The sequence below is a fragment of the Pseudomonas sp. GW460-LB5 genome (assembly GCF_059423245.1).
Genome location: NZ_JBWKXT010000029.1, coordinates 13,913 through 35,752 on the forward strand (window position 1 = coordinate 13,913; position 21,840 = coordinate 35,752).

30 protein-coding genes and 2 pseudogenes are annotated in these 21,840 nt (G+C 55.6%); 15 read left to right on the forward strand and 17 right to left on the reverse strand.

Annotated elements, in window-relative coordinates:
- Positions 1 to 90 precede the first annotated feature (90 nt).
- The 5 genes from AC07XM_RS17895 to AC07XM_RS17915 all read left to right on the forward strand — a co-directional run bounded on the left by AC07XM_RS17895 (position 91) and on the right by AC07XM_RS17915 (position 1,770).
- Positions 91 to 384, forward strand: a complete 294-nt coding sequence (locus tag AC07XM_RS17895; RefSeq protein WP_054902866.1) for a DUF6555 family protein — start codon at positions 91 to 93, stop codon at positions 382 to 384.
- Between the two features lie 38 nt (positions 385 to 422).
- The gene (locus AC07XM_RS17900; protein WP_172455977.1) at positions 423 to 581 is read left to right on the forward strand and encodes a hypothetical protein; all 159 of its coding nucleotides are present in this window, start codon (positions 423 to 425) and stop codon (positions 579 to 581) included.
- A 16-nt stretch (positions 582 to 597) separates the two neighbouring features.
- The gene (locus tag AC07XM_RS17905; protein ID WP_054902865.1) at positions 598 to 822 is read left to right on the forward strand and encodes a DUF2188 domain-containing protein; all 225 of its coding nucleotides are present in this window, start codon (positions 598 to 600) and stop codon (positions 820 to 822) included.
- On the forward strand, positions 819 to 1,253 hold the full coding sequence (locus AC07XM_RS17910; RefSeq protein ID WP_054902864.1) for an HhH-GDP family DNA glycosylase: 435 nt from the start codon (positions 819 to 821) through the stop codon (positions 1,251 to 1,253). The genes AC07XM_RS17905 and AC07XM_RS17910 overlap by 4 nt, the downstream gene beginning before the upstream one ends.
- Before the next feature lie 82 nt (positions 1,254 to 1,335).
- Complete coding sequence (locus tag AC07XM_RS17915) at positions 1,336 to 1,770, forward strand: response regulator (RefSeq protein ID WP_054902863.1); 435 nt, start codon at positions 1,336 to 1,338, stop codon at positions 1,768 to 1,770.
- On the opposite strand, the gene AC07XM_RS17920 is transcribed toward AC07XM_RS17915, so the two are convergent.
- Entirely contained in the window at positions 1,767 to 2,183 is a 417-nt protein-coding gene (locus AC07XM_RS17920; RefSeq protein WP_054902862.1) for a low affinity iron permease family protein, read from the reverse strand. The genes AC07XM_RS17915 and AC07XM_RS17920 overlap by 4 nt on opposite strands.
- Positions 2,184 to 2,349: 166 nt before the next feature.
- Here AC07XM_RS17920 and AC07XM_RS17925 point away from each other — a divergent pair, with 166 nt between their 5' ends.
- Positions 2,350 to 3,693: a cation:proton antiporter gene (locus AC07XM_RS17925; protein WP_060510444.1), complete on the forward strand. Its 1,344-nt coding sequence runs from the start codon at positions 2,350 to 2,352 to the stop codon at positions 3,691 to 3,693.
- A gap of 59 nt (positions 3,694 to 3,752) precedes the next feature.
- On the opposite strand, the pseudogene AC07XM_RS17930 reads toward AC07XM_RS17925, so the two are convergent.
- Positions 3,753 to 3,947, reverse strand: a pseudogene (locus AC07XM_RS17930) (con-10 family general stress protein); the annotation flags it as partial.
- A gap of 160 nt (positions 3,948 to 4,107) precedes the next feature.
- A complete protein-coding gene (locus AC07XM_RS17935) occupies positions 4,108 to 4,560 on the reverse strand; it encodes a response regulator (protein ID WP_054902859.1) in 453 nt (150 codons plus the stop codon).
- A 266-nt stretch (positions 4,561 to 4,826) separates the two neighbouring features.
- On the opposite strand from AC07XM_RS17935, the gene AC07XM_RS17940 reads away from it, so the two are divergent.
- A complete protein-coding gene (locus tag AC07XM_RS17940; RefSeq protein ID WP_054902858.1) occupies positions 4,827 to 5,105 on the forward strand; it encodes a hypothetical protein in 279 nt (92 codons plus the stop codon).
- A gap of 51 nt (positions 5,106 to 5,156) precedes the next feature.
- Here the strand turns inward: AC07XM_RS17940 and AC07XM_RS17945 are convergent, their stop codons facing one another.
- Genes AC07XM_RS17945 through AC07XM_RS17955 form a run of 3 tightly spaced genes read right to left on the reverse strand, consistent with a single transcriptional unit; the run spans position 5,157 to position 7,964 of the window.
- A complete protein-coding gene (locus AC07XM_RS17945) occupies positions 5,157 to 6,482 on the reverse strand; it encodes an SDR family oxidoreductase (protein ID WP_054902857.1) in 1,326 nt (441 codons plus the stop codon).
- 32 nt (positions 6,483 to 6,514) lie between these two features.
- The gene (locus AC07XM_RS17950) at positions 6,515 to 6,748 is read right to left on the reverse strand and encodes a PLD nuclease N-terminal domain-containing protein (RefSeq protein ID WP_054902856.1); all 234 of its coding nucleotides are present in this window, start codon (positions 6,746 to 6,748) and stop codon (positions 6,515 to 6,517) included.
- A gap of 13 nt (positions 6,749 to 6,761) precedes the next feature.
- The gene (locus AC07XM_RS17955; RefSeq protein ID WP_054902855.1) at positions 6,762 to 7,964 is read right to left on the reverse strand and encodes a zinc-dependent alcohol dehydrogenase; all 1,203 of its coding nucleotides are present in this window, start codon (positions 7,962 to 7,964) and stop codon (positions 6,762 to 6,764) included.
- Between the two features lie 280 nt (positions 7,965 to 8,244).
- Here AC07XM_RS17955 and AC07XM_RS17960 point away from each other — a divergent pair, with 280 nt between their 5' ends.
- Positions 8,245 to 8,556 (forward strand): hypothetical protein, encoded by a 312-nt coding sequence (locus AC07XM_RS17960; protein WP_054902876.1) that lies wholly within the window; start codon positions 8,245 to 8,247, stop codon positions 8,554 to 8,556.
- Positions 8,557 to 8,682: 126 nt separating this feature from the next.
- Here the strand turns inward: AC07XM_RS17960 and AC07XM_RS17965 are convergent, their stop codons facing one another.
- Positions 8,683 to 9,066, reverse strand: coding sequence for an NUDIX domain-containing protein (locus tag AC07XM_RS17965; RefSeq protein WP_054902854.1), 384 nt, complete (start codon positions 9,064 to 9,066; stop codon positions 8,683 to 8,685).
- A gap of 216 nt (positions 9,067 to 9,282) precedes the next feature.
- Here AC07XM_RS17965 and AC07XM_RS17970 point away from each other — a divergent pair, with 216 nt between their 5' ends.
- Positions 9,283 to 9,672, forward strand: a complete 390-nt coding sequence (locus AC07XM_RS17970; RefSeq protein ID WP_054902853.1) for an NUDIX hydrolase — start codon at positions 9,283 to 9,285, stop codon at positions 9,670 to 9,672.
- A gap of 10 nt (positions 9,673 to 9,682) precedes the next feature.
- On the opposite strand, the gene AC07XM_RS17975 is transcribed toward AC07XM_RS17970, so the two are convergent.
- The gene (locus tag AC07XM_RS17975; protein ID WP_054902852.1) at positions 9,683 to 10,468 is read right to left on the reverse strand and encodes a CHAD domain-containing protein; all 786 of its coding nucleotides are present in this window, start codon (positions 10,466 to 10,468) and stop codon (positions 9,683 to 9,685) included.
- Between the two features lie 153 nt (positions 10,469 to 10,621).
- Positions 10,622 to 10,795, reverse strand: a complete 174-nt coding sequence (locus AC07XM_RS17980) for a hypothetical protein (protein WP_156340949.1) — start codon at positions 10,793 to 10,795, stop codon at positions 10,622 to 10,624.
- Between the two features lie 242 nt (positions 10,796 to 11,037).
- On the opposite strand from AC07XM_RS17980, the gene AC07XM_RS17985 reads away from it, so the two are divergent.
- Positions 11,038 to 11,328, forward strand: coding sequence for a hypothetical protein (locus AC07XM_RS17985; RefSeq protein WP_054902851.1), 291 nt, complete (start codon positions 11,038 to 11,040; stop codon positions 11,326 to 11,328).
- A gap of 34 nt (positions 11,329 to 11,362) precedes the next feature.
- Here the strand turns inward: AC07XM_RS17985 and AC07XM_RS17990 are convergent, their stop codons facing one another.
- Both AC07XM_RS17990 and AC07XM_RS17995 read right to left on the reverse strand, forming a co-directional pair.
- On the reverse strand, positions 11,363 to 11,590 hold the full coding sequence (locus AC07XM_RS17990; protein WP_060513156.1) for a hypothetical protein: 228 nt from the start codon (positions 11,588 to 11,590) through the stop codon (positions 11,363 to 11,365).
- A gap of 12 nt (positions 11,591 to 11,602) precedes the next feature.
- Positions 11,603 to 11,893 carry a hypothetical protein gene (locus tag AC07XM_RS17995; protein WP_054902849.1) on the reverse strand — a complete coding sequence of 97 codons (291 nt, stop codon included), beginning with the start codon at positions 11,891 to 11,893 and terminating at the stop codon, positions 11,603 to 11,605.
- A gap of 257 nt (positions 11,894 to 12,150) precedes the next feature.
- On the opposite strand from AC07XM_RS17995, the gene AC07XM_RS18000 reads away from it, so the two are divergent.
- A complete protein-coding gene (locus AC07XM_RS18000; RefSeq protein WP_054902848.1) occupies positions 12,151 to 12,585 on the forward strand; it encodes an NUDIX domain-containing protein in 435 nt (144 codons plus the stop codon).
- Positions 12,586 to 12,643: 58 nt separating this feature from the next.
- Positions 12,644 to 12,916 carry a PepSY domain-containing protein gene (locus AC07XM_RS18005; RefSeq protein WP_054902847.1) on the forward strand — a complete coding sequence of 91 codons (273 nt, stop codon included), beginning with the start codon at positions 12,644 to 12,646 and terminating at the stop codon, positions 12,914 to 12,916.
- 196 nt (positions 12,917 to 13,112) lie between these two features.
- Here AC07XM_RS18005 and AC07XM_RS18010 read toward each other — a convergent pair whose 3' ends face one another.
- The 5 genes and pseudogenes from AC07XM_RS18010 to AC07XM_RS18030 all read right to left on the reverse strand — a co-directional run bounded on the left by AC07XM_RS18010 (position 13,113) and on the right by AC07XM_RS18030 (position 18,744).
- A complete protein-coding gene (locus tag AC07XM_RS18010; RefSeq protein WP_054902846.1) occupies positions 13,113 to 14,249 on the reverse strand; it encodes a sensor histidine kinase in 1,137 nt (378 codons plus the stop codon).
- A 576-nt stretch (positions 14,250 to 14,825) separates the two neighbouring features.
- Positions 14,826 to 15,164: a hypothetical protein gene (locus AC07XM_RS18015; RefSeq protein ID WP_054902844.1), complete on the reverse strand. Its 339-nt coding sequence runs from the start codon at positions 15,162 to 15,164 to the stop codon at positions 14,826 to 14,828.
- Between the two features lie 677 nt (positions 15,165 to 15,841).
- Positions 15,842 to 16,636 (reverse strand): OBAP family protein, encoded by a 795-nt coding sequence (locus AC07XM_RS18020; RefSeq protein ID WP_054902843.1) that lies wholly within the window; start codon positions 16,634 to 16,636, stop codon positions 15,842 to 15,844.
- Between the two features lie 246 nt (positions 16,637 to 16,882).
- Positions 16,883 to 17,575 (reverse strand): annotated as a pseudogene (locus AC07XM_RS18025) (DUF421 domain-containing protein).
- Positions 17,576 to 18,219: 644 nt separating this feature from the next.
- On the reverse strand, positions 18,220 to 18,744 hold the full coding sequence (locus AC07XM_RS18030) for a toll/interleukin-1 receptor domain-containing protein (RefSeq protein WP_054902842.1): 525 nt from the start codon (positions 18,742 to 18,744) through the stop codon (positions 18,220 to 18,222).
- Positions 18,745 to 19,767: 1,023 nt separating this feature from the next.
- Between AC07XM_RS18030 and AC07XM_RS18035 the strand changes: the two genes are divergently transcribed.
- Positions 19,768 to 20,775, forward strand: coding sequence for a hypothetical protein (locus tag AC07XM_RS18035; RefSeq protein ID WP_054902841.1), 1,008 nt, complete (start codon positions 19,768 to 19,770; stop codon positions 20,773 to 20,775).
- Between the two features lie 169 nt (positions 20,776 to 20,944).
- Positions 20,945 to 21,307, forward strand: coding sequence for a histone-like nucleoid-structuring protein, MvaT/MvaU family (locus AC07XM_RS18040; protein ID WP_054902840.1), 363 nt, complete (start codon positions 20,945 to 20,947; stop codon positions 21,305 to 21,307).
- 72 nt (positions 21,308 to 21,379) lie between these two features.
- On the opposite strand, the gene AC07XM_RS18045 is transcribed toward AC07XM_RS18040, so the two are convergent.
- Complete coding sequence (locus AC07XM_RS18045) at positions 21,380 to 21,523, reverse strand: helix-turn-helix domain-containing protein (RefSeq protein ID WP_082422863.1); 144 nt, start codon at positions 21,521 to 21,523, stop codon at positions 21,380 to 21,382.
- 38 nt (positions 21,524 to 21,561) lie between these two features.
- On the opposite strand from AC07XM_RS18045, the gene AC07XM_RS18050 reads away from it, so the two are divergent.
- Positions 21,562 to 21,774, forward strand: a complete 213-nt coding sequence (locus tag AC07XM_RS18050) for a hypothetical protein (RefSeq protein WP_146024524.1) — start codon at positions 21,562 to 21,564, stop codon at positions 21,772 to 21,774.
- Positions 21,775 to 21,840: the final 66 nt, after the last annotated feature.

Below are 21,840 nucleotides of genomic sequence, written 5' to 3' on the forward strand. Positions count from 1 at the left end.
CCATGAGCGATGTGCATGCCCCCTGGCAATCCAATGGAATTATCTCTTCTACGGCTTGCTCAATAGCGTATGAACTAGGGAGCGGATCTTGTGCCAGCACTTCAATTGTACGTAATCGAGTATGACCTGCACGGTGACCATCGGACGTTCATCATCCGCTTGGAGAAAATGGACAACGCCGTGGCTTGGCACTGGGCCAGTTGCGATGCCGGCGTTGGCATCATCCCAAGATTCAGTCAGCAGAAAATCAAGTTGGTCAGTCGACCGATGGCCGAGCGCTATGGCATCGCTAAGGTGAAGTGGCGGCTCGCCGGCGATGGCCCTGAATTCGTAGCGCAACCTATCGAAGTCAAAAAATTCTCGGGGGTTGCTGAAGGTACTTGAAGCCCGGCGCCCCGATCCATCTGCTTTGAGGTATTGCCATGCAGCCGAAAACCGAAGGCTCCGAAGAAAAAGGGCCAAGCGACGTGCCCTTCATTAACGATCCGGAAAAGCCCACGTCGCCGCCACTCAATGACGCTGATGCAACGGAGGCAGCCGAGGCAGAGGAAGACATCCAGGATGACGGCGAAGCCATTTAACCAAGAGGAGCACACGATGGACAATTACCACCTCAGCCCGACATCAGAAGGATGGGAATTGAAGGAAGCCGGTGCTGAACGCGCCTCCAAACGAGCGTCGACGAAGCACGAGCTCGTCAGCGCCCTTGCGGATTTCTTTGATGGCAAGACGGCGTCGGTGAAGATCCATAAAGCGGATGGCACTATCGAAGAGGAACGCACCTACCCACGATCTGCTGATCCGCGCCGTAGTAAAGGTTGAAGACTATAACTGCCTGTGACCTCGGCATTGAGGTCACGGATGCCCTTGGCGTGTTCAGATGGTTGTTGGCCAGCTTTCTCATGGGGAAGCGCATCCGCGCCACCGTAGCAGTGCAGGCGTACCGGATGCTTGTCGATCAGCAGGGCCTGGGTACGCCGATTAAGCTTGCCCAGACTTCTCATTCCACACTGGTCAGACTGCTCGGGCAGGCCGGCTATGCGCGCTACGATGAATCCACTGCCCGACGACTGCATGATCTTGGCAACAAGGTAGAAGTGGAACTTGCTGCTCAACTTGAGGCACTGCAGGAAGAATCAAATGCTGAGGGATTCAAGCGCTGGCTACTGAGTTTCGAGGGCGTAGGCCCAAAGACCGTGGAGATTTTCATGCGTGAAGGCTTGGCCCATTTGACGAAGTTGGAAGGCCATTGAGCATGGGTGGCCTTTAGCCCCCATCGACGCATGTCCGGATGAGTGAAACACTCGAAAATCTAACCATGGACTGGAGCAGGTGATGAAGCTCGACATCGAGGGTTTGTCGCTGTCAGGTAAGACGGTAATTGTGGTAGAAGACGATCCAACGCTTCAGACCCTGTTGGTGGACATCCTGATCGAGTTGGGCGCCACCTGCGATGCGTTCGATAACTCAGAAGATGCCTTGATTCACTTGATGGGACTTAAGAGCGACTGCTCGTTGATCGTTGTCGACCATGGTGTTCCGGGAAGCATCAAAGGTATGGAGTTCATCTCCATGGCACACGAAAGGTGGCCTGGACTACCCGCCATTCTGACTTCTGGCTACCAGCTTGATGCTTCTCAGGTGACGCCACCCGTTACCTACCTCTTCAAACCGTGGTCGATAGACGAGCTCGCTCAAGCTATTAGCCAGGCGCTTCACCCTGCAAATTTACCTTCAACTCTCCCGCCGCTCGACCAACAAGGACTCTAGCGCTGCAGGTTATCCCGAGCACCATCGTCCGTGTGATGCTCAGCAGGCGCCTGATGGTGGGGATCACATTCGCTGCCCATCGCCTGATATTCCTTGCGAAGTTTATGGATTTCCCGGTTATCGAGCGCTTCGAGATCCAATACCGACTGCTCCGCAGATTTCGTAGCGCGGATCAGTTCGTCGAGCTTCACGTGGATGATGTCGTTATCCCGGTTCTGGGTGTTCTGAATCAGGAAAACCATCAGGAATGTGATGATGGTGGTCGACGTGTTGACGATAAGTTGCCAGGTATCGTTGTAGTGAAACCAGGGCCCAGATGCAGCCCACATGGCGATCAACACCACGGCGATCAAAAAGGTGCTCGGTTTACCGGCGTGGTTGGCGAGCCATTGGCAGAACTGGGCGAATTTCATGACGTCATCTCCATTGCGATCCATAGGGTTTGACCGCAGCGGAGCGCTGAAATCTTTTTTTACATTTACCTCAGGTATTGGGTGAACCCACTAAGCGCAGCGGAACGACGTGGCGTGCCGGAAAGTCAAAAAAATACTCGAAAACTTTCCCAAGGCTTCTGCGCAGATGACCTTCATCGTCTGGTTCGCCACGCTGGGCGCAGTCTTGCTGCTGCTCGCACTCTCATCCTCCTACCTGCGCTGGATCCCTGTGACCTCGTCTGTAGTGTGCCTTGCCCTGGGTATCGGCCTGGGTACATCGGGGCTAGGTTTTCTTCAGCTGGACGTGAGCAAGTCGAGCGGATGGATGGAGCACCTTACAGAAGTCGCGGTGTTGTTTTCGCTGTTCTTCAGTGGTTTGAAATTGCGCCTGCCCTTGCACAACCGCCGTTGGTGCAGCGCCTTTTTTCTAGCAGGGCCAGTGATGTTGATCTGCATCGGTGGGGTAACGCTGGTGCTGCATCACGGCCTGAACTTGGGGTGGGGAGTCTCGCTACTAATCGGGGCGATCCTCGCACCCACTGACCCCGTGCTCGCAACTCTGGTGCAGGTGGTTGATGCCCAAGACGATGATCTTGTCCGTTTCAGCTTGTCGGGTGAGGCAGGGCTTAACGACGGCGTGGCGTTTCCCTTCGTCATGCTTGGACTGTTCCTGCAACAGGACAATGGCCAGGCCTGGTTCAGTGACTGGTTGTTCAAGGACATGCTGTGGGCAGTAATCGCAGGCCTGTTGCTTGGCTACTGGATGGGGCGCGGCCTGGGCAAGCTCACGCTGTTCTTGCGTCTGCGCAACGACGACAGCACCGTCTCGCCCAATGACTATCTGGCCCTTGCCCTGATTGCGTTGGCATACGTGAGCGCCGAGTCGATACAGGCCTATGGGTTCCTCGCGGTGTTCGCTGCGGGCCTCGGTTTACGGCAGGCGGAGGTGCAGACCGCCAATAGCCCAGAAGAACCGGCTGCTGAACATCTGGTACAGCCTGTGGTGGGTCACCAGCACGTGGCGCCGGAGCTAGCCGTCAAAGGCGATTTGAAAGGGCTCGACGACTCGCAGGTAGCAGCGGGGATCATGTTGGGTGACATGCTGGCTTTCGGTAGCCTGATCGAACGGGCAATGGAAGTGTTTCTGGTGACCCTGCTCGGGGTAGTGCTCATTGAGCATTGGGACTGGCGGGCAGTGCTGGTGGCCGGCGCTTTGTTTTTTGTCATTCGCCCCATCAGTATCCTGCTGTTTCCGGCTCGGGGAGTGCTGGATATCCGCCAGCGTGGGCTTTTGGGGTGGTTTGGTATCCGAGGTATCGGTAGCTTCTACTACCTGTTCTATGCCCTCAATCATGGGCTGCTTCCCACGTTGGCCGCGCAGAGCATCAACCTGGTGCTGTCAGTGGTGGCGTTGAGTATTCTGCTGCATGGGTTGAGTGTCCAGCCGCTTCTTGCCAGATACGAAGCGTGGAAGGAAAGGGTTTCCTGATGGCCGTTCAGGAGAAAAGTGCCAGGGCAGCTATTGCCCTGGCACTGGATCACCGCCAGTTAGCGGTTTTCGCTACCGCGACCGCCGGCGTGGCTGTTTTGCCCGCCTTTACGGCCCGCTTCGGAGGCACGCTCACGGTCGTTGGCAAAATTGCCGCCTGAACTCTGCCCGCCTTTGCGACCTGCCTCCGACGCCTTCTCGTGATCATTGGCAAAATTGCCAGGATTGTTCTGAGCAGTGCCACCTTGATGGCCACGATTGGTTTGGTTGTTAGCCATGATCTTTCACCTCATGTCGTCACACAGGAAAGTCTGTGTTCAACTCGGACGTCGGGGCGCGGGGTGTTTACTCCGTGGGTTTTAGCCGAGGCCGACGGGTTGCGCGAAAGAACCGGTGCAGGCGTGTGTGGCGTCCTTAAGCTTTGTTCGCGAACGTTTGGAAAGGATCAAGCTTGGCAGACGTCGACCTTCCAGCCCCGTCGGCGTGGTTAAGCTGAGCGCAGAGCAGTTCCTGGAGCTGGGTTATTGGCCACGGCTTAGGAAGGAACTCCGCACCTGGCGGCAACACTCTCCCTGCAAATTCGTAGTATCCGCTCATGACAATGATGCGCGTCTGAGGTTTTTGCTGGCTTGCCATCCAGGCAAGATCAACCCCATTGAGTAAACCAGGCGTTTGTACATCCGTTATCAGCAGCGTCCAATCTTGCTTCCTCAACGCCTCATTGCCGTCATCGGCAGTCGCCAACGCTGTCACCATGGCCCCCCATTCTTCCAGGTACAGGGTCAAAAGCTCTCGAATCATGGGTTCGTCCTCAACGATGAGAACAGTTGGGCGAATTATCTTCGCAGCGGAAAGCAGCTCTTTCATACGGGTACTCGGACATGCGGCTGCAGGAAGGGAGGGACATCCAGGTCTGCTTGCTTTCTTCCAGCAAGACGTAGCAGCGCGCCATCACTACGACATCGCCAGCGTTCAAGAAATTCACTCCAACTTGAGTCAGTGCCGTCCATACCCATCCTTGAGCGGAACTATAACGGTGCGACCCTCTGGACACATCGACGCCGCTGACACCGCTTTACTGAACCTCTGGAATTTTCGTGACTCAACCCTCCATCAGCGTGTGAGGCCTCCTGATGCGAACGTTCGAGAAAAACCTCTCTGCCGCCCAATTGCTGAAGCTCAACTGTCTGGCAGACTGGTACCGCGTGCTGGAAAGCAGGGCCTTACGAATGGATTCGCCAGACGAATATCATGAGGAATTGCTTCGCCAGGCCGATGAGATGGATCGTCGAGGGATTATCTGCTGGCAGGAATGGCGCGATCTTCGTCTGGAGGCTGACGCTGCTTACTTGAGAGCGGTAGCAGGGGAGGACTATCGCTCGGTTAATCCCACAAGCTCGTCAGCAGAGTAGGATCGAACGTGATCTCGCAATCACGCTCATTCCTCGGTACGCAGACCGCCTCTAGTTATCCCTGCGTCGTGAATGTGTGAGGGTAAAACCCACAAGGATTCCCAGCGCCGCTGCGCCGATCAGCAGGAGCGTCTTATCTTTTGGCTTCCTCCAACCTCCGTCGATACCCCTCCTGCCACTCGGAGGCTCAAAGAGGTTGCCTGATGATGCTTCGGCTATGGGGCTGCGATTTATCCCCCAGCGCGTCAGCCTTCCTGACAACAGAGGCAGGCCTGGTATCAGGTAGCTGGCCAAATGCGCGAGGCGCGCCGCAGCGCCAACCGTGGTGTGAGCACGAGGCGAGATTGCGCAGGCCACCATAGCCTTCGCCACCATTTCGGGATCGTATACGGGGCCTGGCGGTGTCAGCGCATGCCCGGTGTAGTTACCGCCGTCTCGGAAGCCTGGTGTGTCCATGACGGCTGGATAGATATCGCACACATGGATGTTGGGAAACTCAGTCAATTCGCCCCGCAATGCCTCGGTCAGTCCGCGCAAGCCGAACTTGCTCGCCGAGTACGCGGCGGCGTAGGGCTGTGCCACCCAGCTGCCCAGCGACAGCGTGTTGATCAGAATGCCGCTGCCCTGTGCCTTGAAGAAGGGAAGGGCGACGTAGGCCCCTCGCAGGTAACCGATCAGGTCAGTCTGGATGACCTGCTCGTGCGCCTCCAACGGCGTTTCTTCGAAATTGCCGACCGCGCCGACCCCGGCATTGTTGACCCAGATATCGATCCGTCCCTGTCCAAAGTCTGCGGCCTGAGCGGCAAGCGCTTGAACCTGGTCGCTGTGGGTGACGTCGGTCGTGATCGCTATGGCATCCGTACCGCAATCGGTGCATTCATCCAGCACGTCGAACAACGCCTCTTCATCGCGTGCGGCGAGTACAAGGCGAGCACCTTTGCACGCAAAGGCATGCGCGGCGGCTCGGCCTATGCCGCTGGATGCGCCGGTGATGACCACGACCTTGCCGCGCAGAGGCCCTCTGAGCGGAGCGCCACGGTCAGGCGCTTCTCGTTTCGTAGCCGAGGCGCTGGGGTCAAGGGGTGCAATGGGGTCGCTGGCCTCGATCCGCGAGAGCTCAAGGGAGGTGCCATCGACCAGGGTCAACGTCAGCCCTTCGACCGTGCCTGCCGCTCGGTTTGGAAATACGGGCTCACCTTCAGCATCCAGGCTGTCGTAGATGAAGCGTGTACCTTCGAGCCAGCCCACGGCGGTGAGAAGTTCAGGGCCGAGATAATACTTCCCGTCTTGAAAGAAGCCTGGAAACTGATGAGCGCGCTCCACGTTTTCCACGCGATAGCGTTCGCCTGATTTCATCCCTGTCGCTTGATCGATCATATTGAAACCCCTGTAAGTGGAGCTCGGAAATGTCAGCCTTTGCTGTGCTCGTCGGAAGTGGGCCCGGTACCGCGCTTGATACCGCGCGGGCCAGCAACGCCCCAGATACCTAGGCCAATTAACGGTAGCGCGACGATCAGCAGGGCCCAGGCCGCTTTGACTGCATCTGACTTGTCGCTTCTGAACACGCTGACAATGGCCCACAGATCGATGAGTAAAAGGATTGCCGCGACGGCAATCCAGAAGTAGCTGGCGACCTCATTCATGATCTTGTCTCCTCTACACGTAGTCAGGGCCCAAGGTGCCCGGTGCAGCGCCCGGCACCAGGATGACTTTGCGACAGTTGTCCTGCTTCTGGTCGAACATCTTGTAGCCCATGGCCGCTTCTTCGAGTGCTAGGCGGTGGGTGACGATGAGTTCCGGTTGCAGGCGTCCCGCCTCGATGTGTTCAAGAAGTTCAGGCAAGTATTTCTGCACGTGGGTCTGGCCCATCTTGAACGTGAGGCCTTTGTCGAAGGCGTCGCCGAACATGAAGGCGTGGATGAAGCCGGCGTACACACCCGGCACACTGACAACGCCGCCGCGACGCACTGCAGCAATGCTCTGGCGCAGCGCCTTGCCACTGCTGCCTTCGATTTTCAGCGCCGTCATCACCGTTTCGGCAGTGCTGCCCTTTGCCTCGAAACCGACCGCATCAATCACTGCATCGACGCCGCGCATGCCTGGTGTCTGGCGGATGATGCTGTCGGCGGGATCGTCGTCTTGCTCGAAATTGATCGGTATGACGCCGTAAGCCTCGCGGGCGTAGGCCAGGCGGTAGTCGTTGTCATCGACCATGAAGATGGTCTGTGCCCCGAGCATTCGCGCACAGGCGGCGCTTAGCAAGCCCACCGGCCCGGCACCATAGATCGCCAGCGATGAACCCTGGCCAATCTCGGCATTGATGACCGCCTGCCAAGCGGTGGGCAGAATGTCCGAGAGGAACAGCACCTTGTCATCGGCCAGGTCGGTGGGCACTTTGAACGGGCCGACGTTACCTTTGGGCACCCTCACGTAATCCGCTTGGCCGCCAGGGATACCGCCATAGAGATGGCTGTATCCGAACAGCGCGGCGCCCGGGGGAATGCCCTTCTTGTTGATGATCGAGCCCCGCCCCGTATTGGTGGTTTCGCAGGCAGCGAACAGATCGTGCTGACAGAAGAAGCAGTTGCCGCAAGCGATCACAAAGGGAATCACCACGCGGTCGCCGATCTGGAGATTGGTGACGGCATTCCCGGTGTCCTCGACGATGCCCATGAACTCATGGCCGAAGATATCGCCGGCTTCGGTTTCTGGGATTTTGCCTCGGTAAAGGTGCAAGTCGGAACCGCAAATGGCTGTGGCGGTGACCCTGAGGATGATGTCGTCTTCTTGCTCGATGATCGGGTCAGGAACGTTATCGACCCTGACGTCGTGTGCTCCGTGGTAGGTCAGTGCTCTCATGAATGTCAGCTCCTGCAGCCGCGTAATTTCGTGATCGGTATGCAGGGGAAGCCATGGCGGACAGCAAAGTTCAGACCAACAAGGCAGGCGGTACTGATTCGCTGCCTATCCGAAAGTTGGCTGAACCAATCGGATCACATCGATATCAGAGCGATCTAAATGGAGCTGCTGGGACGAATCGGTGGCCATCCATCATAATCGGCTGTTCGAAAGGGCTAGCTGTGAGAATCCCAAGCTCGGGGGCTTCAACCGTTCCGCTTTAAAGCTAAAGGGGGCTGGCATGCGAATACGTGGTGATGTCTTCTGGAAATGGGCTGACCCCGCGCTTGCCCACCGCAGTTATGATGAAACGCTGGACGACGGAACCGCTATAGAAGTCCAGACGAGGTTGTCACGAACCGGAGCCACCCAGGTTTTTATCGGGGTTTATGCCGCGAGTGGAATGCCCCTTCACGAAGAGGCATTTGCTGCCATGCCGGGCGAATCGATGAATCGTGCGCTGGCTTGGGGGATAGGACGGGCCAAAAGCATTGCCAATGAGCCAAATAGGAAAGGCATTAAGCGACCGCCATTCAGTACGATGGGGGAGTAGGCAAGCCCAGCCAAAACCAGAAAATTTCTCCTCGTACCGATACTTTTCTTGGGACGGGCAAGTTTTCTGATCGATACTCATCAGTGCTGCTGCCTATTGAACATCAAGCTCCTTGGCTGATTCAGGCTATTCGTTAGCGGTGATTATTCCTTCTCGTCTTAGCAGATCTACGTTGGTTGGCTTGACTGAGGTTTTGGTGATTTCCTGGATCGAGAACCAGCGACACTCCACTATCTCGTGCGAAGGTCGAGGCATCATGCTGGCCGGAACGGCCATTCGGTACAGCCAGTGCTCTTCCGCTTGGAGCACGTGATGCCCCAAAAACTGAGCGTCAGTCAGTTCTAGGCACGTTTCTTCCCGTGGTTCACGACGTGCCGCTTCAAGCTGCGTTTCGCCAGGATCGATTTTCCCGCCAGGGAGTGACCACTGAGGTGCCTCCTTGCGTACAAGCAATACCTTCCCTGCCTGCAGGCAGATGACGGTGGAATGAAGTTCTCTCGATGGGCTCATCACTTGTCCTCCCTTTGACGGAAGGCTCTCATGATCTGGTGAAGTTCACTTGATGCGTCGAAAGGCGTTCGACTTACCTGAGCAGGGCATTACACGCTTCGGCGCCGATAACTTGAACGTTGCCCTCGTTACACCGGTCATCTAACCGACACACGGAAGATTTATTCTCGGCAAGGAACCTGCCGGATCTAGGCCAGCCAACGTTAAGGGCAGCGCATGAAGGCAATGGACACTGCAACAGCGAAACGCAAAGGCATCAAGCTGCGCGCCACCATCATCTATCGCAAGGATGGTGAAGTCTTGTTCGTTCGCAAGCGCAACGCCAAGTGGAACCTACCTGGTGGCCGAGTCGAGCGAGACGAGACGCCGCATGAGGCGGCTATGCGGGAGATGGCCGAAGAAACTGGTCTCGCATTCGACGAGCTCCGTTACCTCACGATGTACCGGGAAGACAAGGTGATCCATTACCTGTTCGAAGCCCGCAAGTCAGACGATAAACCACGCCCTCGAAACGAGATCGAAGCTTGTCGTTGGATCAAGGCTAGGGATGTACCGAAGCGTCGAGTAAGGCGCCCGATCAAAACCATCCTGAAACGCTGCGCCTGATCAGGCCACGTTAACCGTTTGTTTCAAATCCCGAGCGCTTGCGCGCTTCGGCGTCCGCTTCATTCTTCTGCGTCTGGGCCTTCTTCGAGATGGCCGGAAGCAGCTGCTTCAGCTTTTTCAGTTCGGCCTCAGCCTGCGCCAGTTCTTTCTCCGACGACTCTGCCCAGAGACTTTCGAGAGGTTGAAGATCAGGCTCTTCGTGGACACGCAGGCACCATTGGTGGTGGTCGTGCCATGAGCCCAAGGCACCCTGAACTTTCTTCAGCGATTTCGCAGCTTCAGGGGAGAGCGGCGACAACTCTTCAAATGCTTCGGTGAGATAGCGAGCCCGCTTGACCAGGATCCGCAACTCATGGCGGTCGTGATGCTTGTCATCTACCGCGATATGTACCTTGTCCAGCAGCTTGGTCAGTGACTTCATCACCGCCCCACGCAGCGCTTTATCGTCATGCCCAGCAGAAGAGGATCTGAAAGTTGCCGGCCAGAGATCGAGGGCGGTGAACAGTTCGTTGAGCTCCTGACTCTTCGCGATAGCTTTGTACTGATCAGGCAATCGACTTCTTCGGGCCTGGGCGGCTTCGGTCAGTCCACGTGTATCCAGCTCTCCCGCCATGACCTCAAGATCTCTGGTGGGAGTAGTAAGTCGACCTACCTCGGCGGCAGCTGCTTTCAAGCGCTCCACGCCTTCGAGCTTGCGGACGGGGATCAGTAAGCTTCGGATACGTCTGACGGCGATCCGCATGTCATGTAACGCCTCGTCATCGGTCGAAGCCAGAAGGCGTTCTCTGGCATTCATAAGCGTCACTTCGAGCTCTACAAACTCGCAACGTACAGGTCAACAAACGCCATCTCGTCCTCCCCCTTGATGAAGTACGGGTGCTGAACCACTCACCGTATCGCTTACACATCAGATGTGATGGGCGAGTATAGATTTTGGTTCGGTGGCTGCTCAGGCTGAAGCTTCTGCAGATGTTACGAAGGCATGTTGAGCGGCCTGCAGCCGCTCTTGCAGACGAGCAACATAGGCCTCAGCTTCAACTGCATTCGCGAACGAAACTGGATGGCCGTCAATGATTACTTTGCAGCCTGATCCGTGTTCGTCGACCTGGATATCGATCTTCATGCCCGCCATCTCCTTGGTGTTGTTTTGGCGGCGCGGAGGGTAACGTAAATAGATCAGCAGGAAAATCGCCAGGGCCGCTCTAGCATGCAGGTTTCATCGATTATCATCAGTTCGGCAAAACGCTGTAACAACTCCAACCGTCTGATTATGAATGGATTTGCCGGCCATTTGGATGCATGAGAGCCGCTGTGGGCTATGGTGGGATGACCATCTGTCTAATACTAAAGTCGTAGGAGAGCGGCATGCGCATACGCGGTGACATTTTTTGGAAATGGTCAGACCCGACGCTTCATCACCGAACTCACGATGAGACGCTGGACGACGGCACGACGATGGATATCCAAGTGCGGTTGTCGCGAACGGGCAGCACTCAAATGTTCATAGGCGTGTATGCCGGCAGTGGTATGGCACTGCATGAAGAAGCCTTCGACACGCGTCCAGGAGAGTCGATGACGCGTGCCTTGGCCTGGGGGGTTGGCCGTGCGAGGTGCCTCGCCACCGAGCGAAACCAGCCTTCGCAACGGCTTGCTTAAACAATGTGCTGGTAGCCGAGGGTCGCAATTTTTCTCAGTGATCCACTTCTTGATGAATCCAGGCGGTATAAGCCGCTTTGAGAGATTGAGGCAGGTGTGGTGAGTCGGGTTTCAATGCGCCCGGCTTTTTCACCCACTCGGTCAGCCAGGCGATGACCAGAGTGCGAGTGACAGGGCTAGGCCCAACCTGGCGCTCTAGCTCCGCAGCTATCTGATCCAAGAACGCGATCTCAGCGTCCAATTGGGCTAGCTGATCAGCCATTGTCTCGTCCTCCTACCCCATGTGCTGCTTTCGTTCCAGGGCGGATAGAGCCAGCGCACGACCCCTGCCCGCGCCCCACGCCATGGCCCGAGTTACCGATTCACCAGGCCGTTTTGCATAGGCTTCTTCAATCCTGGCCAAGCCCGAGCGCTCGTAGATCCCGATGAACAACTGCGTGTCGCCAGTACGGGAGAGCCGAACCTGAACATCGAGCTTGGCTCCATCATCTAGCTCTTCCTCGTGGGAATGGTGCTGTAGAGCTGGATCTGCCCAAGCCCAAAATACTGCTCCTCGATGTCGCATCCTTGCCTCCTGATTACCTCTCCTTCAAGCGAGCTTAGTCCGTTTCGTCTAGATCGGTGGTTTCAATCATTTCAGGACATTCCAGTGCATGTCTTTGACTCACTCATGATCATGTGACCGGTGGGAATTCAGAGACTTCATGCTTCTTCGCATGGAAAACCGTCAATTCGGAACTCTGCATTCAGCCATGGATCATCAGATCATGGATGATCATTTTCGCGTTAAGGATGTCGCCCATTCTCTAGGTGCGATCCCTTATGAGCGTCACTACGCATCGCCCAGTCAGAGCTAAGGCCACGATCATCTGCTTACGAAATGACAAGGTTCTGCTTGTCCGCAGGAAGGGGGCTAAATGGAAGTTTCCAAGCGGCGTGCTCGCGACCGGCGAAGCGCCAATCGTTGCCGCTGCCCGTGAGCTTTGGAAGGCGCTGGCGCTTCATTGCTCAGGCTTGAACGCTGTGGGCACCGTCGAGGTAGGCAATGTTCTCCACCATATTTTTACGACTGACGTACCCGACGGTTGCTGCGTCGCGCTTGGCAGAGGCATCGTTCATTGTAAGTGGATTTGTTGGGAGGAGCTGAGTTCAACCATGCTGAAACCCACAGCCGCTGCTTTGCTTTCACGAGACCTGCAGGAGCTCGTTCACCATGATGGGTGCCCGGAATCAGTCTCGTCTTTCAACACAAACTGAACGTCAAGATCAGCGTTCGGGTCGGATCGTTAACTGTCATGAAAAAAGGAAGTTAGTGATGAAAGCGATGACACGAGTGTTCACTGGCCTGGCGTTGGTTGGTGCTATGGGGGCTACTTCTGCATGGGCTGATACGCCCGGTGCTGACTGGAAGGTGAACAAGGATCAGGCTGAGGCCACCTTGAAAGGCGCAGGCTACACCCAGATTACCAAGATCGAAGCTGACGATGGTCACTGGGAAGGCGAGGGTATCAAGGCTGATGGCAAGCAATACGAGTTCCAGGTTGATCCGCACGACGGCAAGATTATCAAAGACGAGCTGGATAACTGATCAGGGCGGGTGTTGCTCTCTGAGCGGCCCGTGCCTAAGGCGCGGGCTTTTTTTCGTTAGTCATCCCAAACGGATTTCGGCGTTTCTGGGCCAGTCTCCTGGCAACGGAAGCAAGCGGCGGCTATCGACCCAGCTAACCTTGAGGTTTCTCCCCAAGGTCAAAGAGCAAGCTTTTCGCTCGTTCTAATAACAGGGATTATGTCGATGGCTGTCTCGGAAAGCTCACTCGAAAAGTCGTGCCTTGCTCAGGGCTAGATACGACTTGAATGCTGCCGGCATGGCTGGCCGTGATTTCCTTGGCTATGAACAACCCTAGCCCTAGACCTTGGCTCTGCTCACCGTCAGCACGACTTGCGCGTGTTAAGCGTGCTTCAGGATCAAATAGGTAGGTGATCTGGTCGGCAGAGATTGGTTTTCCCCAGTTGTGTACCTCAATTACGGCCATGTTCTCAACGCAGCTAGCACCTACTCGAATCGGCCGCTCAACATCCCCGTGTCGTATGGCATTTACCATCAGATTGGATATCACCTGGCTCATGCGTAGCGGATCGACGCTCGCCGGCAGTGCATCGGTACGTTCGAAAACAACGTTAATCTGTGGATGGGCGAAGCAGACCTCTTGTACAACCCTGGCACACAACGAAGTCAGATCGATATCCTGACGTTGCACCGTGATGCCCAGGCCCAGGTTGCATCTGGCGAGATCCAGTAGATCGTTTACCAACTGATTGGCACGTTCGGCACTCGTATCGATCTGCACCGCCAAGCTCTGTTCACGGTCTCCCCACTGCTTGGCTCTGGTAAGCAGCGCCGCTCCCATTTTAATGGCCGTTAGTGGTGATCGAAGATCGTGACCCAGTACCCCCAGCACCATTTTGCGTGTGGTATCGACAGCCTTGCCATAGGATGCGATGGACTCTACAAGAGCCTGATCGATAGCTTCGTTGAAACGGATTATTTCGGGTACACGATCCGCTTGATCGAGTGATGCTTCCTGTGAAAGCCAAAGCCTGAGCACGCTGGATCTGAGGGCTCTGTACTCGGATACCATCTGATCGAGGGTAAATCCATCCAGAAGGCGAAGTACGGCATGAGTCTCAGCAGCGCTTTCGCCCTCAATAGCTGGGCCTAAACCCTGCGATTTATCGATCTCCTGCTGCAAGCTCTGTGGTGTATCCATATCGCGAGCCACGGCTTGGAGGATGAAGGCGGCATGATTTCTTAAGCCCTTGTCACTAAGCGCTTCGCGAGGTAATTCAACGGTACGAGCGAAATCCTCCCAAGCCTGCAGGATGCTGCCCATGTGCTGAGTGATGAATGTCGACAACCGCATGCAGCCTGCCCTCCGTCCTAATCGCGTATCTTTTCCGTTGAGTCTGTAGAAGCGTAGCTCCCTGGCATCTGGTTGGTGACTTCCAGCGCAACGCGACTGATTTGATACTAAAGCAAGCGTCCGCTACGGGGCGACTGCTGTCACTCGCCAAAGGAATTGAGCACGCTGATAATCTCGGCAGTTCAGCTCTGGGTTGCCCAGAGGCATCCTCGTCGAACTGCTTTGTCCAACAGGCGATACGCTTTTGCTGACAAAGGCTGCGCATGAGGGGGCGGATTTACCGGGAGGGTTTCCGCTACAGCAAAGCGGAGGTGCTGTTGCTCGACCTCAGCCAGCGTAATGAGATTAGTGGTGACCTGTTCGGGCTGCTCAGCTAGTGGCGAGTGAGAAGCTGATGGGGGGGCAATCCATGGACGATGGGAACGATGCGTCTGGCGAGCGCCCCGGTCGACCTGTCATGGGGATGATGAGCCAAAGCTTCACGACACGAGTTAATGAGCTCTGTACTGTTTACTGCAAATAGAGCGGGGCCATGAGCAAGGCCAGGGCTTCCAGCTCCCCTGGCCCTAAACAACCTTACCGGTTGTCTTCAGTCATGCCGCTGTCTTCGTCCTGCACCGCTTGCGAAGCTTCGTCAATTTCGCTTTGGCCATTGTCCGATTTGGGCCCCGTGGTATGACCTCCCATGCCGCCTCTATGAGCTGTACCAACTGCGCCCTGGTGATCGCTTTGGTACCCACCGCCTAAATCCTGACCATCTTGATGCAAATCTCGTTGAAGGTCGGATTCGCTCTCCGACAACTGTCCACCTCTTTGATCAGGCTCAGATGGTCGGTGTGGATCATTCTCGAAGCCATCAGGATTGTTTTGAGTGGTGCCACCTTGCTGACCGGTTTTTTCTTGATCGTTTGCCATGATCTCGCACCTCGTGTGGTCACACAGAGAGCCTGTGTGTTCTGGTGAGATGCTTGGCGAATTAGGGACGCTCCCTTTACTTTCGTATTAGCTGACCGGGTGCGCGAAAGATCGTGAAGCGCAACGAATCGTGTAATAAAGGTTGCTGCATAGCTTGTGCAGTTGTCCGCGCTCGGTATGCCACTACCCGGCGTCCAAGAGAGGCAGGCGCTGCCTGATGTCGGCAATCAGCCGTCTACCTTCTGCCTCCATCAGATCGCCATAATTGGCAATGGCGGCACACCCTCGGCACGTGAGGATAGCCTTCTTGTTCAACCTCTGTGGTACTACAAGGTCTTGCCCACCGCATTTGAGACATCTCAAGGTGACGCTCACAGTTTTCCTCTCCATGGACGTTGATCAGAATCCTTCCCTCGCCGTGCTGATCACTAAACACGGTGCGGTACATGGAGTGTCGCGGTGTGCTGATCGTTCACTTTGAGACAAGGACTAGGCCGGGCATTTGAGTGTCGGCAACTAGCAAGCGGAGCGCGCAGCCCATGGAGGGGCGGAGGCGTGAGGATGGAAGCCCGGTAGGGCCGTGACCCTGGCAGCGCCAGGGTGCGGTACACGACAGCCGCTCCCCCGAAAGGGGGGACACGCCCGAGGCCCCATCCACACAAAGCTGATGCAGGCGGCTATTGGCTGGATCGGCTATTTGTAGTGGATGGTGTAGCTGTTGAAGGGCGATGTAAATGGGCACCGGTTGGATCGGTGATTTGAATGACGTTACCGTGCTGCCAGCCATTCGCCTGGGGATCAGCATCAGGAATACGAATGTCAGCCCGCTCAGCTTTGGTTTTTGCAGCATCCACACCCAGGCGCCGATTGCGCTGTTCGACCATCGCCGGGCTAGCCTGGCCATCAGCGGTAAAGCCCATCATCAATTGCGGCACACCTACAGGCAGCGATTTATCCTGATCGGTGTGCCAGGTGTGCCATGTCTTCCCATAAGTATGCGCCAGTCGCTCCATCAAGGCATGTTCAGCAGGAGCAGGGATGCCTGGGGCGATCAGCTGCCCAGACGCGACCTCGTAGCCATGACTGTGCCACATCGCCTTCTCCTTGATTGGTAATCCGGCAAACAGCTTCTCGTCGATGATGTACTCGACGCCCATGATCTTCGCACACTTGGTATTGCCGTCGAATATCACACACTGAATGACATCCTCGTTGAGGATGGAGCAGTAGTGATGCGCTTCCATTTGCACGTCCTGATGGCCGTTGTAGAAGTGAAATCCATCCAGGTAGGCGTTGATGGCCTCAATGGGCGGCTTGGACTGCAGCGTCGCGGCGCCGGTTTCCAGCAACTGGGTTTTTGCCGACTCTGGCCGGCCTGGTGCCTCCACAGGAGACTTCGTTTCGGGAGCGGCGCATGCCCACAGCAGAGTGCAGGCAAGGGGAAGAGTTATCGATTGGAATAGCTGTCGCATGAGGAAGCCTCTGGCTGATGTCCTTAGAGGACAGCTTTGGCCGATGAAGCGGACAGCCCAACGGACGAATGGCCCGAGTCGATGAGGAATGGCGGGCAAAAGAAAGCCCGCTGCTAGGCGGGCAAGGGAGCTTCTATCACACGTAGGGATAGCTAACGCTCCCACATAGCATGTGAAAAGGGCGTGAATAAATCCGTCAGTGAAGACGGTGCCTGTCCAACCCCCGCGCTATTAAGTGGATTAGGTCTAGCGGTTGCGCACGGTATCCAATGCAGGTGACCAGACGTTATGTCCGCAGCGTTCACACACGACTGAGTCTTGAGGTTCATGGAAGGTTGGGAAGCCGCAGCTGACGCAACAGTGAAGGCCCGCGTTCGGCGGTGCCAGGTACTCCGGACGATGTTCGACTGGGAGCACCGACAGCCCTGGCCGGGTGTCATCTTGCCCATAGAAATACAGACTGAGATCGCCATCGGTTTCCAATAGGCCGAGTCGAACTTGGCCGAGATGCTCCACGCCTTGTTGGCGCAGCTCCATGAAGAGCTCGTTGGACGAGATGTTCAAATTCCGCAGCTAATGGATCTCGTACATTCCGTCCTTTACGACCGTGATGGGCAGTCCATCGATCCAGGCCTCGCATGTTTTGCTGCGCCTCATCATGTAGACGGTTCCGCGATAGAGCAGCAAGAGCGTAAGGAAAACCAATGCGACCGGGAGGAGGGGTACATCTTCATAAAAAGTCACATCGCCTGCGGCTGAGCCCAAGGTGAGGATCACCACGAGCTCGAATCGGGACAGCTGCCTGATTCCGCGTCGACCACTGAATTTCAAAAAGAAGAACACGGCTAGAAACGCCGCTGAAACACGAAGGGCGACCTCCAAGAGGAAGGTCAGCGGGAACTCGCCAATGAGCATCCTTTGTAGATCAAATGAAACCATTCGCTGTACCCCGCCAGTTGCAATCTCCCGTTACAGACTGACCCGCAATTATCGATCTTGGTTCATGCGGCGGTGTCGGCGAGATCAGTAGACCTTTTGCCATACGTTGATTGGTGCAAGGCTTTGGATTCCATAGTAGCTGGGTGACGTGCGGTTAGATGGACGCGCGCTTCGGGACTGCGCCCATATCTATGTGGCAGCAGATCTTCGCCCTTGGACGAAGCTCCCAATTATTGGGGGGTGAGTTGCAGTTTGGGCAACTGAGCTGGGATTCACTGAAAGTAGCTATTTCATAAGTGCTCAACATGTCCGTAGACTCGCCGAGCTCAGATTGCGACGATGATGTCTTCGCGACCACACTTTTCTGAGCCGCCAATCATCAATACCTGGTTTTGTCCGAGGTCATTGTCACTATCTGCATCTGAGCAGTCTGCAAGTGGCTTGGCACAAGAATGGCTGGTGTTTCGGTACTCCAATGGCGAAGTTGAATCCGTAGGCATCCATTGGCATTGCTGTCGACACCTTGAATCTGGCGGCCCCCCTGGGGAGGAGAAGGCGATTAGCCTGCCGGGATGTCCCAAGGGCAGGCAACAGCGGATGGGCATGCCCGATTATCTCCAGGCATGCTGTGTGGACGCTTGATGTTAGGATGCTTGGGCATCATTAGACTTTAGCAAATCGGCGATCTCAGCAGCGATCTCATCAATGGTGTGCACCGCGGTGCTGCGCGCCACCTTGTCCGCGATCGAAGAACTGAAATCCATCACCTGCTGCTTGGTGATGTTGTGCCAAATCGGCAGCAATATCTGTTCGCCAGAAACCGAGCGGGTAACGATCCCGTCCAATTCGTAATTCGTCCATCCCTTCTTGATAAACGCTGGGGACAGAACCACAAGTCCAACGCGGCTATTAACCAAGCCTTTATCAATTTTTTGACGCAAGCTGTCCCCGATACGAAGTGTCATTTCGTCAAACCATACCTTGAGCCCAACTGCAATCAACGCATTGGCCAATGGCCTGACAAACTCGTCCTTGTCCTCAGATGCATGAGATATGAACACGTCATAGGTTTGCCCGTTCGACTGCGCCGGAGTTGGAACCTCGCTGCGGACTAGGCTTGGTACCTCAGATAGCGGACGACGATAGATTTCCGGAACTCCACTGGGCAAAGCACGTGACGTGCGCCCCCCACCCCCACCAGATGAAGAGGATGATGACGGAGAAGAGTATGAGGTGGAGGAATATGAGCGTGCTCCATAGCCCCCATAGCGATTTCTACACGCAGGACAATTTGCTGCCGCGCTTGCGGAGCGGTGACCCTTACTAGGTGCGGTGCATGTCGCCATATCGATTCTGACTCCCCAAACGCAATGTGCGCCTTGTACGTGCCCTGCCTCAGTCATGGCATTAGCGGGACAATCCCATAGGTTCAGCGCTAGAAAATCATGCCAGTTTGAAGCGCCTAAACTGAAGGATTACTGATATCAACGTGCCATGCAACCCTTTTGGGGTATAGCGAAACGTGGATCGCTGGCAAGCAGCGGAAACTATGGAAGGAACTTTCGAGTGCGCTTGTGTGGCTGAATTGAACTCGGTTTCGTAGATACCTCGAACGGCTGCAAAGAATCGATTGCGGTCGGTCACCACTGGCTGTTTTCGACCCAGGGGTGCCAGTGCAGTTGCCAGTAATTATGTGGGAGTGGGCTTGTCCCGCGAAGCGGCCGGCCCATGCATTGGAGGTAGCTGGCACGGGCTACGCCCGTGTTCGCTGGGCAAGCCCGCTCCCACAAAAATCAACTCTGAGTTCACCGCCAGCAACGCGTCGTAGGCTAGCGGTCATCATTTACCTCTTTCTATCCAAAGCTCCCAAACGGGAGCGATGGTCACGCTCAATTCCCAAAGCCTGTGGCCGTGGACGAAGACCGTGAGATACCCGCGTTGTGAGCTTCACTGGTACCCATCTCCCTGAGTAATAGATGATCAGGCCACATGCTGGATCAGGGCCCGATGTGTTGTATCTCGAAGTAGCACTCCACCTCGTCTTTGGCCTACCTCTTTCGGCTGAATAACCTGCAGTTCCGTGGAGAAATCATTGTCGCTAGGGGCGAGACGGGATCAAATGATGCAGCCAGTTCAAGCTGTGATAGCGGCTATGTTAATGTGCCATCACGAAGCCAGTAAGGAATATTGTGATGGGTTGGAAAGGGACAGTTCGATCTCTGCAAGCGTCTGCAAGGCGAGCAGAACGTAATGCGCATCGCCGCCAACGTGAGCTGGAGAAGCGGCAGAAAGAGTTCGCGAGAATGGAGGCCCTCGAACAGGCGGCCTACGAAGTCGAGGTGTATGAGAACCACATTGATATCCTGCTCTCGATGCATAAGGAATGCGCTGAGCCGGTCAAATGGAAGAAGATTCTGTCCAAGCCTGAGCCTAAGCCGCCCGTGAAAAGCGGGGCCCTTGAACAGGCCGCTATGCAGGCCTCGGCGACTTATCGTCCAAACTTCTGGGCCAAGCTGTTTAAGTTGGAAAGCCGTCAGCGTGCGGCCCTCATCGCGAAAATCGCCACTGCCGCAACTGAAGATGAACGGCTGTTCCAGGCGCAGTTTGAAGAATGGAAGACTCAGCATTCTGATTGGTCGGAGGAGCGGGACATTGCCCTGCGGATTCTTGATGGCGATCGCCAGGCAAAGCTCGACGCTATCGAGGCGTTCGAGTCGTTCGAGGAAATTTCGCACCTTGGCTCATCCATACAGATGATCGTTCATGAGGGAGGCGTGCTGGAAGCAAAGCTGGCTATTCACGGCTCGCACGTCATTCCCACCGAGATCAAATCGCTGCTCAAAAGCGGAAAACTGTCGACCAAGGCGATGCCTGCAGGCCGCTTCAACGAACTCCACCAGGATTACGTGTGCAGTTGCGCACTGCGGGTAGGCCGCGAGCTGCTGGCCATCTTGCCGGACGACCTCGTCATCGTTACGGCGATGGATAACGTGCTGAACAGCTCTACCGGGCACATGGAGGATCAGCCGATCCTCAGCGTTGCATTCTCCCGTGCCACTGTCGAAGGTCTTAACCTCGAAGCCATCGACCCTTCAGATGCGATGAAAAACTTTGTTCACAATATGAGCTTTAAAAAGGGTGCTGGCTTCTCGGCGGTAACGTCCTTAGACGCGCAGCGCTTTGCTCAGGTAGGTGTGTGAAGCAGCACAGGCCTAATTAGTGAGATGGATATAGTTTCCTTATATTGCTGCTGAGCCTGCAAGTGCTGTTGTGGTGAACTAACTCCACGTTGCAGCATCAAATTCATTAGGCCCAGCTCCACATTTGGGTTAACCTGTAAGCACTTTTTTAAATACCTGAGGACTACATATGTCTCGTTTGGCAGAATTCCGAAAGCTTGAGCAGACCCTGGCCGCGCAGCTCGCTGAGCTCGAGGCGATGAAGGGCAGCACCGAGCTGAAGAAAGAAATCGAATTTGAAGAAAAGCTTCGTGATTTGCTGAACAAGTACGGCTTCAGCCTGCGTGACATCATCAACCTGCTGGATCCTCAAGCGGGTCGTCGTAGCGCCCCGGCTGTGGCAGAGAAATCGCCGCGTCGTGCACGCCAAGTTAAGCAGTACAAGAACCCGCATAACGGGGAGATAATCGAGACAAAAGGCGGCAATCACAAGCTGCTGAAAGAGTGGAAGGCGCAGTACGGGGCCGAAGAAGTAGAAGCTTGGGTTTCCTGATTTATTGTTGCTGCACTCAAAACGGCCAATCTGGCCGTTTTTTTGTGTCAGGGAAATTGGTGAGGTAGCAGATCAGCCTTTCTTCCATATGTCGTTTACCGTCGACCATGGAATGCCAAGCTCATCTGAGATTTCTCGCTTGGATTTGCCAGCCGCTTTGGCTTTGAGCACCGCTTCAATCTTCGCTTGCCGTGCTGGCTGACCAGGCTTGTGGATTACAAGATGCCCACCTCAGGCTGACGACGAGGCTTTTGTTGGACGTGGCCAAGGCTGACCATGGGGCCGATGAAATCGCTGAACAGCTCACTCAGTGGTGGTCAGCAAAAGACGCGGCGCGTATTGCTCATGAGATCAAAGCTCACTTGATGCGTATCAACAGCGCCTCGCATGTCCCCAAAACGTCTGACGATCCGGACTTCATCCCCAGAATGATTGAGGCGGGAGAGCGGCGGATGACTGGGCCCTGATTGTGCGACAGGGGGAAGCTGACGCGGGATAGGTGGAGTACAAATGTATTCTTTCCTGTTTTCATG